General features: G+C 75.7%; 1 protein-coding gene. It reads left to right on the top strand.

Annotation, left to right across the window (positions count from 1 at the left end):
• The first annotated feature begins 4 nt into the window (after window positions 1-4).
• Window positions 5-14,143, top strand: a complete 14,139-nt coding sequence (locus tag ACGFIR_RS16605) for a type I polyketide synthase (protein WP_393145783.1) — start codon at window positions 5-7, stop codon at window positions 14,141-14,143.
• Window positions 14,144-14,151: the final 8 nt, after the last annotated feature.

Raw genomic sequence — 14,151 nt, 5'->3', positions numbered from 1 at the left:
CACGGTGAGCAACGAGGACGAGAAGTACGTCGAGTACCTGAAGCGTACGACCTCGGAGCTGCGGCGTACCCGGCGTCGGCTGCGCGAGCTGGAGGCCCGCGACGCCGAGCCCATCGCCATCGTGGCGATGAGCTGCCGCTACCCCGGCGGGGTCGACAGCCCCGAGGCGCTGTGGCAGCTCGTGCACGACGGCGGCGACGGGATCGGGCCGTTCCCCGCCGACCGGGGCTGGGACCTGGAGAACCTCTTCCACCCCGACCCCGACCACCCGGGCACCAGCTACGTGCGCGAGGGCGGCTTCGTCTACTCCGCCGCCGACTTCGACGCCGACCTGTTCGGCATCTCGCCGCGCGAGGCCGTCGCCATGGACCCGCAGCAGCGGCTGCTGCTGGAGACCTCCTGGGAGGCGTTCGAGCGGGCAGGGCTGCCGCTGCCGGCCGTCCGGGGCAGCCGCACCGGCGTCTTCGTCGGGGCGTCCTCGCACGGCTACGACGGCATGATGGCGCAGGCCGAGAACGGCGAGGGGCACCTGCTCACCGGCAACGCCACCAGCGTCATCTCCGGCCGCGTCGCGTACACCCTCGGGCTGGAGGGGCCGGCGGTCACCGTCGACACCGCCTGCTCGTCCTCGCTGGTCGCCGTCCACCTGGCGGCGCAGGCCCTGCGCAACGGCGACTGCGAGCTGGCGCTGGCCGGCGGCGTGACGGTCATGCCCACCCCGGCGGTCTTCGTCGGCTTCAGCCGGCAACGCGGCCTCGCCGCCGACGGCCGGTGCAAGGCGTTCGCCGCCGGCGCCGACGGCACCTCGTGGTCCGAGGGCATCGGCATGCTGCTGCTCACCCGGCTCTCCGACGCGCAGCGGCACGGGTACCCGGTGCTCGCCGTGGTGCGCGGCAGCGCGGTGAACCAGGACGGCGCGTCCAACGGCCTGAGCGCCCCGCACGGCCCCTCCCAGATCCGCGTCATCCGGCAGGCCCTGGCCAACGCCCGGCTCACCCCCGAGCAGGTCGACGTCGTGGAGGCGCACGGTACGGGCACCCGGCTCGGCGACCCGATCGAGGCGCAGGCGCTGCTGGCCACGTACGGGCAGGACCGCGACGACGCCGCGCCGCTGCTGCTGGGGTCGGTGAAGTCGAACATCGGGCACGCCCAGGCCGCCGCCGGGGTGGCCGGTGTGATCAAGATGGTGATGGCGATGCGGCACGGTGTCGTGCCGCCCACCCTGCACGTCGACGAGCCGTCCCCGCACATCGACTGGACCGCCGGGGCGGTCACCCTCGCCACCGCCGCCACCCCGTGGCCCGCCGTGGACCGGCCGCGTCGGGCCGCGGTGTCGTCGTTCGGCGTGTCCGGCACCAACGCGCACACCATCATCGAGCAGGCCCCGGCCTCCGCTGAGGTCGAGGACGAGGCCGGATCCGCGCCGAGGGTCCCGGCGACCCGCACCGTGGCCCCCGTGCTGCTCTCCGCCCGCTCCGACGCCGCGCTCGCCGCGCAGGCCGGCCGCTGGGCCGCCCGGTTCGCCGCCGACGAGACCCTGCGCCCGCTGGACGTGGCCTTCTCGTCGGTCACCTCCCGCTCCACCCTGGACCGCCGCGCCGTGCTGTCCGCGACCGGCCGCGACGACCTGCTCGCCGGCCTGCGCGCCCTCGCCGCCGGGGAACCGGCCGGCACCGTCGTGGTCGGCGCCGGGTCGCCGCGCGGCCAGCTCGCGGTGCTCTTCTCCGGCCAGGGCGCGCAGCGCGCCGGCATGGGCCGGGAGCTGTACGACGAGTTCCCCGTCTTCGCCACCGCCCTCGACGAGGTGTGCGGGTACCTGGACCGGGCCCTGCCGCGCCCCCTGCGCGAGGTGCTCTTTGCCGCCGAGGGGTCGGCCGACGCCGAGCTGCTGGACCGGACGGTGTTCACGCAGGCCGGCCTGTTCGCCGTCGAGGTGGCGCTGTTCCGGCTGGTCGAGTCCTTCGGCATCGCCCCCGACCTGGTCGCCGGCCACTCGATCGGCGAGGTCACGGCCGCGTACGTGGCCGGGGTGCTGTCGCTGGAGCACGCCTGCGCGCTGGTGTCGGCACGGGGCCGGCTGATGCAGGCGCTGCCGGCCGGTGGCGGAATGCTGGCCGTGGCGGCGACCGAGGCCGACGTGCTGGCCACGCTGGACGGCCTGGCCGACGTGGGGATCGCGGCCGTGAACGGGCCGACGGCGGTCGTCGTCTCCGGTGCCGTCGAGGCCCTCGACGAGGTGGAGCGGGTCTGGCGCGACCGGGGCGTGCGTACGCGCCGGCTGACCGTGAGCCACGCGTTCCACAGCCCGCTCATGGAGCCGATGCTCGCCAGGTTCCGCGCGGTGCTCGACAAGCTGACCTTCGCCGCGCCGTCGCTGCCCGTCGTGTCGAACGTGACGGGGGCGCTCGCCGACGCCGACGAGATCCGTACGGCCGACTACTGGGTGCGCCACGTCCGGGAGGCCGTCCGCTTCGCCGACGGGGTCACCGCGCTGCGGGCCGCCGGAGTCGACACGTTCCTGGAGATCGGGCCGCGCAGCGTCCTGACCGCCATGGTCGGCGACGCCCTGCCTGCCGGGGAGAGCGTGCTCGCCGTGCCGGCGCAGCGCGGGGACCGGTCCGAGACGCACGGGCTGCTGGCCGGCCTGGCCGAGCTGCACGTGCACGGGGTGGCCGTCGACTGGCAGCCGTGGTTCGCCGACACCGACGCCCAACGCGTGGACCTGCCCACGTACGCGTTCCAGCACCAGCGCTACTGGCCCGAGGTCGGCGACGCCGCCGGACGGGCCGCGCCGGGCGACGCCGCCGAGGGGGACTTCTGGGCGGCCGTGGAGCGCGGCGACCTGACCGGCGTCGCCGCCCACCTGGCGGTGCAGGACGATCCCGCCGCGGTCGAGGCCCTCGCCCCGGCCGTACCGGTGCTGTCGTCGTGGCGGCGGTCCCGCCAACGCGACGCCGTGGTGGACGGCTGGACGTACCGGGTCGACTGGGAGCCGGTACGCCCCGCCGCCGCGCCGGCGCTGACCGGCCGCTGGCTGGTCGTCACCGCCGACGCCGACGACGCCGGCGTGGCCGGGACCCTGACCGTTGCGGGCGCCCACGTCGACATCCTCACCGTCACCCCGGGCGTCGACCGCGCGGAGCTGACCGGCCTGCTGCGCGGCCACGGCGACCAGGGCTGGGCCGGGGTGCTCTGCGTGCTTCCCGCGACCGACCGGGCGCTGCCGCACGCCCCGGCCGTCTCGGGCGGCGCCGCGCTGCTGCTCACCCTCACCCAGGCGCTCGCCGACGCCGGCCTGCCCGGCCGGCTCTGGTGCCTCACCCGGGGCGCCGTCCGCGTCGGCGTCGGCGAGACCGTCGCCGACCCGTGGGCCGCCCTGGCCTGGGGCCTGGGTCGGGTCGTCGCCCTCGAACAGCCTGACCGCTGGGGCGGCCTGGTCGACCTGCCCGCCCGCGTCGACCGCACCGCCTCCGACGCGCTGCTCGCCGTCCTCGCAGACGGTGGCCACGACCAGGTGGCGATCCGCCCGCAGGGCGTCCTCGGCCGGCGGCTGCTGCCGGCCGCGCCGCCCGCGGGTGCGGGTTGGCGGCCTGCCGGGACGGTGCTGGTGACTGGTGGTACGGGTGCGTTGGGTCGGCATGTGGCTCGTTGGTTGCTGGCCAACGGGGTGGCCGAGGTGGTGCTCGCTTCGCGGCGGGGTCCGGCGGCGCCGGGCGCGGCGGAGTTGGTGGCCGAGTTGGGTGCGGTACGGGTGGTGGCGTGTGACGTCACCGATCGGGCCGCCGTCGACGCCCTGGTGGCGGACCTGCCGGAGCTGACCGCCGTCGTGCACACCGCCGGCGTGGTCGACGACGGCGTCCTCGACGGGCTCGACCTGGCCCGCATGCAGACCGTCCTCGACGGCAAGGTCCGCGCCGCCCGGGTGCTGCACGAGGCCACCGCCCACCGCGACCTCGGCGCGTTCGTGCTCTTCTCCTCCCTCGCAGGGGTCATCGGCAGCGCCGGGCAGGGCAACTACGCGGCCGCCAACGCCTACCTCGACGCGTTCGCTGCCTGGCGCCGCGACCAGGGCCTGCCCGCCACCGCCATCGCCTGGGGCGCCTGGGCCGAGGACGGCATGGCCGCCGCCCTCACCGCCCGGCTCGCCCGCGGCGGGGTCAACCCGCTCCCCGTCGCCGAGGCCGTCACCGCCCTCGGCCGGCTGGTCAACACCGCCGAGCCGGCCGTCACCGTCGCCGACGTCGACTGGGGACGCCTCGCCGCCTCCTGGGGCCGCCCGACGCCACTGATCGCCGCCCTGCCCGGGGTGCCCGCCGTGCCCACCGGCCCCGCCCGCGCCGTGGTCGTCGGCCGGTCCCTGCCGCAGCTCGCCGACCTCGTCCGCACCCAGGCCGCCGTCGTGCTCGGCTACCCGGCCGGCCAGCCGCTGCCCGACCGCACCTTCCGCGACCTCGGCTTCGACTCGCTCACCGCCGTCGAACTGCGCAACCGGCTGACCGCCGAAACGGGCATGACCCTGCCCGCCACGCTGGTCTTCGACCACCCCACGGTCGCCGAACTCGCCGCCCACCTGCACGGCCTCACCGCCGGGCACACCACCAGCGAGGTGGTCGCCGACGGCACGGGCCGCGACCGCGAGCCGATCGCCATCGTCGCGATGAGCTGCCGATTCCCCGGCGGCGTCGCCTCGCCGGAGCAGCTCTGGGACCTCGTCGCCACCGGCACCGACGCGATGAGCCTGATGCCCGGCGAGCGCGGCTGGAACCTCGCCGAGCTGTACCACCCCGACCCCGAGCACCTCGGCACCAGCTACGTCCGGGAGGGCGGCTTCGTCACCGGGGCCGGCGAGTTCGACCCGGCGTTCTTCGGCATCAGCCCCCGCGAGGCCCTCGCCATGGACCCGCAGCAGCGGCTGCTGCTGGAGACCACCTGGGAGGCGTTCGAGCGGGCCCGGATCGACCCGACCGCCCTGCGCGGCACCCGCACCGGCGTGTACGTCGGCACCAACGGCCAGGACTACGGCTCACTGCTGATGGCCACCGGGGACGTCGACGAGAACTACCTCGCCACCGGCACCTCCGCCAGCGTCATCTCCGGCCGGCTGGCGTACACCTTCGGGCTGCACGGCCCGGCGGTCACCGTCGACACCGCCTGCTCGTCGTCGCTGGTCGCGATGCACCTGGCCGCGCAGGCCCTCCAGACGGGGGAGTGCGACCTCGCCCTGGCCGGCGGCGCCACCGTGATGGCCACCCCCGGCATCTTCGTCGGCTTCTCCCGCCAGCGCGGCCTCGCCGCGGACGGCCGGTGCAAGCCGTTCGCCGGGGCCGCCGACGGCACCGGCTGGGGCGAGGGCATCGGCCTGCTGGTGCTCCAGCGGCTCTCCGACGCCCGCCGCGACGGTAACCCGATCCTCGCCGTGCTGCGCGGCAGCGCCGTCAACCAGGACGGCGCCTCCAACGGCCTCACCGCCCCCAACGGCCCCGCCCAGCAGCGGGTGATCCGGCAGGCCCTCGCGAACGCCGGGCTCACCCCCGACCAGGTCGACGCCGTCGAGGCGCACGGCACCGGGACCACCCTGGGCGACCCGATCGAGGCGCAGGCCCTCATCGCCACGTACGGGCAGGACCGTCCCGCCGACCGGCCGCTCTGGCTCGGCTCGGTGAAGTCGAACATCGGGCACACCCAGGCCGCCGCCGGCGTCGCCGGGGTGATGAAGATGGTGCTGGCCATGCGGCACGGGGTGCTGCCGCCCACCCTGCACGTGGACGAGCCCACCCCGCACGTCGACTGGAGCGCCGGCAGCGTCGAGCTGCTCACCTCCGCCCGACCGTGGGAGCCGGTCGACGGCGTACGCCGCGCCGCCGTCTCCTCGTTCGGCATCAGCGGCACCAACGTGCACACCATCCTCGAACAGGCCCCCGCCGACGAGCCGGATTCCGAGCCGACGGCCGGCGGGCCGGGCGGGGAACTGCCCTGGGTGCTCTCCGGGCGCACCGTCGACGCCCTCACCGCCCGCACCCGCGACCTGCGCGACCACCTCGACACCGTCGACGACGCCGGGCTCACCGACGTCAGCTGGTCGCTGGCCGCCACCCGCGCGTCGCACGACCACCGGGCCGTCGTCTTCGCCGCCGACCGCGACGAGCTGACCGCGTCCCTCGACGCGCTCGCCGCCGGCCGGCCCACCCCGCAGACCGTCACCCGTGTCCCCGGCACGCCGGGCGAGGTCGCGTTCGTCTTCCCCGGCCAGGGCTCGCAGTGGGTCGGCATGGCCGCCGAGCTGCTCGACACCGCCCCGGTCTTCGCGCAGACGTTCACCGCCTGCGCCGAGGCGCTGCGCCCGTACGTCGACTGGTCGCCGACCGACGTGGTGCGCGGCGCGCCCGACGCCCCCTCGCTGGAGCGGGTCGACGTCGTGCAGCCCACCCTGTTCGCGGTCAGCGTCTCGCTCGCCGCCCTCTGGGAGTCGTACGGCGTACGCCCCTCCGCCGTCGTCGGCCACTCCCAGGGCGAGATCGCCGCCGCGTACGTCGCCGGCGGTCTCACCCTGGACGACGCGGCGGCCGTGGTCGCCCTGCGCAGCCGGATCATCGCAGGCATCGCCGGGGACGGCGGCATGGTCTCGGTCGCCACCACCGCCGACGAGGCCACCGCGACGATCACCCGCTGGGCCGGCCGGATCGCCCTGGCCGCCGTCAACGGACCCACCTCCGTGGTGGTGTCCGGCGACAGCGCCGCCCTCGACGACCTCGTCGCCCACTACGAGTCCCGCGAGGTGCGGGTACGCCGCGTCCCCGTGGACTATGCGTCCCACTCCGCCCACGTCGAGCAGCTGCGCGACCAACTGCTGGAACTGCTCGCCGGGCTGCGGCCCCGCACCGGCGAGGTCCGGTTCCGCTCCACCGTCGAGGGCGACTGGCTCGACACCGCCGCCCTCGACGCCGACTACTGGTACCGCAACCTGCGGCAGACCGTCCGCTTCGACGACGCGGTACGCAGCCTCGTCGCCGCCGGCTACCAGACCTTCGTCGAGGTCAGCGCCCACCCGGTGCTGACCATGGCCGTGCAGGAGAGCGTCGAGCTGGCCGCCGCCGACCCGGACGCGGTGACCGTCACCGGCAGCCTCCGCCGGGGCGAGGGCGGCCTCGGCCGCTTCCTGCGCGCGGTGGCCGAGGTCTGGACCGGAGGTACGCCGGTGGACTGGCGGCCCGCCTTCGCGGGCCTCGCCGGGCGGCGTCGCGACCTGCCCACGTACCCGTTCCAGCGGCAGCTCTACTGGCCGCAGCCGTCCGCCGCGCCCGCCCCGGCTGCCGGCGTCGCCGGTCCCGTGGCCGACGACGAGGTCGACGCCCGCTTCTGGGCGGCCGTGGAGGCGGAGGACCTGAGCGCGTTCACGGCCGAGCTCTCCGCCACGACCGAGTCGCAGCCGGTATCCGACGCGGCGTTCGCCGACGTGCTGCCGGTCCTCGCCGCCTGGCGTCGCCGGCACCGCGACCAGGCCACCGTGGACTCCTGGCGGTACCGGGACAGCTGGACGCCGGTCGCCCCCGACGCCGCCGGCGAGCCGACCGTCACCGGCACCTGGTGGCTGCTCACCGGCCCCGACGACACCGGCGCGGCCGAGGCCGCCTTCTGCGGCGAGGCGCTGCGGCGGCACGGCGGCACCGTCGTACCGCTGGCGCTGGACGCCGACCGCACGGACCGCGCGGCGCTCGCCGCCCGGCTGCGCGACCTCGCCGACGGTGGCGCCCGGCCCGCCGGGATCGTGTCGCTGCTGCCGCTCGACGAGACGCCCGCCCCGGCGCACCCGTCGGTGCCGGTCGGCTTCGCCGGCACCGTCACCCTCGTGCAGGCGCTCGGCGACGCCGGCGTCCGCGCGCCGCTGTGGTGCCTCACCCGTGGCGCCGTCGCCACCGGCCCGGCCGACCCGCTGCCGCACCCGCTCCAGCAGCTCACCTGGGGCTTCGGCCGGGTAGCCGCACTGGAGCACCCGGACCGCTGGGGCGGCCTCGTGGACCTGCCCGACGAGCTCGACGACGCGGCCGGCCGCCGGCTGGTGCGCGTCCTTGCCGGCGCCGACGGGGAGGACCAGGTCGCGCTGCGGTGGGCCGGCGCGTTCGGCCGCCGACTGCTGCACGCCCCGCTCGGCGACACCCCCGCCCCGCGCACCTGGCGGCCCTCCGGCACCGCCCTGGTCACCGGCGGCACCGGCGCGCTCGGCGGCCACATGGCCCGCTGGCTCGCCGCCAACGGCGCCGCGCACCTGGTGCTGGTCAGCCGGCGCGGCCGGCAGGCCGAGGGCATCGCCGACCTCGAGGCCGAGCTGGTGGCGCTCGGTGCCCGGGTGACCGTCGCCGCCTGCGACGCCGCCGACCGGTCGGCGCTCGCCGCCGTCCTCGCCGACCTGCCGCCCGAGCACCCGCTGACCACCGTCGTGCACACCGCCGCCGTGCTCGACGACTCGGTGATCAACTCGCTCACCCTGGAGCAGGTCGACTACGCGCTCAGCGCGAAGGTCACCACCGCGCTGAACCTGCACGAGCTGACCCGCGAGCTGGACCTCGACGCGTTCATCCTGTTCTCCTCGATGGCCGGCACCGTCGGCAGCTCCGGCGTGGGCAACTACGCCCCCGGCAACGCCTTCCTCAACGCCCTCGCCGAGCACCGGCGGGCCCTCGGCCTGCCCGCCACCTCGATCGGCTGGGGCGCGTGGGGCGGTGGCGGCATGGCCGACGGCGAGTTCGGCCGGATGCTGCACCGCCACGGCGCACCCGAGATGCCGCCGCGGCTCGCCGTCGCGGCCCTGCACCAGGCCGTCGAGCACGACGAGACGTTCCTGACCATCTCGAACATCGCCTGGGACCGGTTCTTCGTCGCGTTCACCGCCACTCGGCCCGGCCCGCTGATCTCGGAGATCCCCGAGGCACAGCGGTTGCAGGCCACCAAGGGCCTCGCCGAGGCGAAGGAGACCGACGAGGCCAACCCCGCCGGCGCGTTCACCCGGATGAGCGCCGCCGAGCGCCAGCAGGCGCTGCTCGACCTGGTCCGCGACCAGGCGGCCACCGTCCTCAAGTACGCCGACGGCCAGGCCGTCGACCCGCACCACGCGTTCCGGGACCTCGGCTTCGACTCGGTGACGGCGGTGGAGCTGCGCAACCGGCTCGCCACCGCCACCTCGCTGCGGCTGCCGGTGACCCTGGTCTTCGACTACCCGTCACCGACCGCGCTCGCCCGGCACCTGCACGAGGAACTGGGCGGCGAGACCGCCGTGGCCGCCGAGACCGCCCCGGTGGCGCTCGGCGACGACGAGCCGGTGGCCATCGTCGCCATGTCCTGCCGCTTCCCCGGCGGGGCCAACGACCCCGAGCGGTTCTGGCAGATGCTGCACGCCGGCCGCGACGCCGTGTCCGACCTACCCGGCGACCGGGGTTGGGACGTCGAGAAGCTCTACGACCCCGACCCCTATTCCACCGGCACCTCCTACGTCCGCAGCGGCGCCTTCCTCTACGAGGCGGCGGAGTTTGATGCCGGTTTCTTCGGGATTTCCCCCCGTGAGGCGTTGGCCATGGATCCGCAGCAGCGGTTGCTGCTGGAGGTGTCGTACGAGGCGGTCGAGCGGGCAGGGGTTGAGCCTGGGGTCCTTCGGGGTTCGCGAACAGGGGTGTTCGTGGGCACGAATGGTCAGGACTATGGGGCCCTGCTGATGGTGGCGGGGGACGAGGTGGAGGGCTTCGCGGGCACGGGCAACGCCGCGAGTGTGGTGTCGGGTCGGGTGGCGTACGCGTTGGGGTTGGAGGGGCCGGCGGTGTCGGTGGACACGGCGTGTTCGTCGTCGTTGGTGGCGTTGCACCTGGCGGTGCAGTCGCTGCGGCGTGGCGAGTGCGACCTGGCCCTCGCCGGCGGCGTGACCGTGATGGCGACGCCCGGGCTGTTCGTGGAGTTCTCCCGGCAGCGGGGCCTGGCCGCCGACGGCCGGTGCAAGGCGTTCGCGGCTGGTGCCGACGGCACCGGTTGGGGCGAGGGTGTCGGCATGCTGCTCGTGGAGCGGCTGTCGGACGCCCGGCGCAACGGTCACGAGGTGCTGGCGATCGTGCGGGGCAGCGCCGTCAACCAGGACGGCGCCTCCAACGGGCTGACCGCCCCGAACGGGCCCTCGCAGCAGCGGGTGATCCGGCAGGCACTGGCCTCGGCGCGGCTCTCCACGGCCGACGTGGACGTGGTGGAGGCGCACGGTACGGGCACCACCCTCGGTGACCCGATCGAGGCGCAGGCCCTGCTCGCCACGTACGGGCAGGAGCGCGACGAGCCGCTGCTGCTCGGCTCGGTGAAGTCGAACATCGGCCACACCCAGGCCGCCGCCGGTGTCGCCGGTGTGATCAAGATGGTGCTGGCGATGCGCGAGGGCGTGGTCCCCGCGACGCTGCACGTGGACGAGCCGTCGCCGCACATCGACTGGACCTCGGGCGCGGTGGAGCTGGCGACGGAGTCGCGGCCGTGGCCGGCGGTGGAGCGCCCGCGCCGGGCGGCGGTGTCGTCGTTCGGCATCTCCGGCACCAACGCGCACGTCATCATCGAACTGCCCGAGGACCGGCCCGCCGAGAGCGCGGAGACCGACGGCGAGGCCACCGAGGGCCGCAGCCCGGGACTCGTGGCCTCCGACGTCGTCGTCTGGGCCGTGTCGGGGCGGTCGAAGGGCGCGCTGGCCGGTCAGGCCGCCCGCCTGGCCCAGCACGTCCGCGCGCACGCCGACCTCGACGCTGCGGCGGTGGGCTGGTCCCTCGCCGCCACCCGGTCGACGTTCGACCACCGGGCCGCCGTCGTCGGCGCCGGGGTGGCCGAGCTGCTGGCCGGGCTCGACGCCCTGTCCGCCGGCGCGCCGGCGGGGAACCTCGTCACGGGTACGGCCTCCGGAACGGGTGCGGTGTTCGTGTTCCCGGGTCAGGGTGCGCAGTCGGCGCGGATGGCTGCCGGGCTCGTCGGTCGTGCGCCGGTGTTCGACGCGCGGCTGGCGGAGTGCCAGCGGGCCCTGGCGCCGTACCTGGACGTGGACCTGGTTGCGGTGTTGACCGGCGAGGACGAGTCGTGGTTGGAGCGGGTCGAGGTCGTGCAGCCGGTGCTGTGGGCCGTCGGCGTCGCTCTGGCGGCGGTGTGGCAGCACGCGGGGGTCACCCCGGCTGTGGTGGTCGGTCACTCGCAGGGTGAGATCGGTGCGGCGTGTGTGGCGGGGATCCTCAGCTTGGAGGATGCGGCGAAGGCCGTGGCGTTGCGGTCGCGGGCGCTGATGGTGCTGCGGGGCACGGGGACGATGGCGTCGGTGGACCTGTCGGCCGAGGCGGTCGGCGAGCGCCTCGGGGAGTTCCCCGGCGTGGGCGTCGCGGCGGTCAACGGCCCGTCGACTGTGGTGGTGTCGGGTCCGCCGCAGCCGGTCGCTGACCTGGTGGAGGCGTGTCAGGCCGACGGGGTGCGGGCGCGGTTGATCCCGGTGGACTACGCGTCGCACTCGGCGGCGGTGCAGGAGGTCGCCGAGCAGTTGCGCGCCGACCTGGCCGACGTGACTCCGCGACAGGGCCACGTCCGGCTCGTCTCCACGCTGACCGGGGACTGGGTGGACCCGTCCTCGATGACGGCGGACTACTGGTACGACAACCTGCGGCAGACCGTCCAGTTCGAGGCCGCCGTGCGGGTGGCCGTCGAGGCGGGTCACACGACGTTCGTGGAGATCAGCCCGCATCCGGTGTTGACGATGCCGGTCACGGCGATCCTGGACGACGCCGGTGTCACCGGGCACACCCTGGGCAGCCTGCGGCGCGGCGACGACGATCCGACGCGGCTGTTGACGAACCTCGCGACCGCCCACACGATCGGCCTGCCCGTCGACCTGAGCACGGTCCTGGCCGAGACCGACACCGTGGCACTGCCCACGTACGCCTTCGACCGCAGCCGCTTCTGGCCCACCACGGTGACGGAGCAGGACGGCGCCGAGGTGACCCCGAGCGGCGTCGACTCCGCGTTCTGGGCGGCCGTCGAGAGCGAGGACCTGGCGGCGCTCGCGGAACTCACCGAGCAGGACGCGGCGGAGTCCCTCGAACGGCTGGGCGCGGCCCTGCCGGTGCTCGCCTCCTGGCGGCGCCAGCAGCGCAACCGCTCCAGCCTGGACGACCTGCGGTACCGCAGCGTCTGGCAGCCGTACACCGGGACGCCCGTCAGTTTCCTGCCCGGCGCCTGGTGGGTGATCGCCGACGAGCGGAACCCGGAGGAGGGCGAGGCCGCCGCCGTCGAGCTGGCCGGCCGGGGCGCCGACGTCCGGCTGGTGTCGGTGCCGGAGAACCTGACCGACCGGGACGCCCTCGTCGCGCACCTGAGTGGCGCCACCCGTACCGCCGACGGCGGAACGGCCCCGGTCGACGGGGTGCTGTCGCTGCTCGCCCTCGCCGACGGCGCGGTCGACGACACCCAGCCGGTGCCGCCGTTCCTCGCCCGGTCGCTGGCGCTGATCCAGGCGCTCGGCGACCTCGACGTCGCCGCGCCGCTGTGGTGCGTCACCCGGGGCGCCGCCGGTACCACCCGGGGCGGAGCGCCCGGTCGACCGGAGCAGTCGCTGCTCTGGGGCCTCGGCCGGGTCGTGGCCCTCGAACACCCCGAGCGCTGGGGCGGCCTGATCGACGTACCGGCCACCCTGGACGACCACGGCTGGGACCTGCTCTGCGCCGCGCTCGCCGGCCTCGACGGCGAGGACCAGCTCGCGGTCGACGGCGCCACCATCCTCGTCCGCCGGCTGGTGCGTTCGCCCGGCGGTGAGACCGCCACCGACGAGGCCGGCTACCCGGGCACGACGCTGGTCACCGGCGGCACCGGCGCGCTCGGCGCGGAGGTGGCCCGCTGGCTGGCCGCCCGGGGCGCCGAGCACCTGATGCTGGTCTCCCGTCGCGGTGCGGACGCTCCCGGCGTCACCGACCTCGTCCGGGAACTGACCGGGGCGGGCACGCGGGTGACCGTGGCGGCCTGCGACGTGGCCGACCGGGCGGCGCTGGCCAAGCTGCTCGACGAGGTGCCGGCCGAGGTGCCGCTGACCAGCGTGGTGCACGCGGCCGGCGTGCTGGAGGACGGGGTGCTCGACGGGCTCACCGCCGACCGGCTCGCCACCGTCCTGCGGCCCAAGGTGCTCGGTGCCCTGCACCTGCACGAGCTGACCGTCGGGCGGGAACTGCGCGCGTTCGTGCTGTTTTCGGCGATGGCCGGCCAGCTGGGCGCGGCCGGGCAGGGCAGCTACGCCGCCGCCAACGCCTACCTCGACGCCCTCGCCGAGCAGCGGCACCGCCAGGGTCTGCCGGCCACCTCGGTGGCGTGGGGTCCCTGGGCGGCCGGCGGCATGGCCGCCACCGACCAGGCCGTCGAGGAGCGCCGCCGTCGTACGGGCGTGTCCCGCCTCGACACCGGGCAGGCGCTTACGGCGCTCGCGCAGTGCGTCGCGCGGGACGAGCCGGCGACGATGGTGGTCGGCATCGACTGGGCCCGCTACGTGCCCGGGTTCGTGGCCGTGCGGCCCAGCCCGCTCATCGCGGGTGTGGCCGAGGCGCGTCGGGCCGTCGCCGAGCGGGCCGAGGAGACCGGCGTCTCCGCCGAGTCCCTGGCCGCGCTGCTCGCCGGGCAGACCGATGCCGAGCGGCGCAAGACCCTGCTGGAGCTGGTACGCGGGCAGGCCGCCGCGGTCCTCGGGCACGCCTCGATGGACGCCGTGGAGCCGGACCGGGCGTTCCGGGAACTCGGCTTCGACTCGCTGACCGCCGTGGAGCTGCGTAACCGGCTCACCGCGGCGACCGGCGTCCGGCTGCCCGCCACGGTGGTCTTCGACTACCCGACCGCCGCCGGGCTGGCCGAGTACGTGCGGGCCGCGATCGTCGACGGCGGGGTGGTCGGGGTCGCACCGGTCTTCGGTGAGCTGGACAGGTTGGAAGCGGCGCTCTCCGGCTCGGCGCCGGACCGGAGCGCCCGAATTCGGATCACCGAGCGGCTGCGGGCGCTGCTGGCCTCCCTCAACGAGGCCGACGCGCCGGCGGGCGGCGACACGGTCGCCGAGAAGCTCCAGGACGCGACGCCGGACGAGGTCTTCGACTTCATCGACCGTGAGCTGGGGATGTCCTGACGTGATCG

This window comes from Micromonospora sp. NPDC049051, from assembly GCF_043197575.1.
Classification (GTDB): domain Bacteria; phylum Actinomycetota; class Actinomycetes; order Mycobacteriales; family Micromonosporaceae; genus Micromonospora.
Note: the sequence above shows the minus strand (reverse complement) of the source record. Positions and strands in the feature narration are given on the sequence as shown.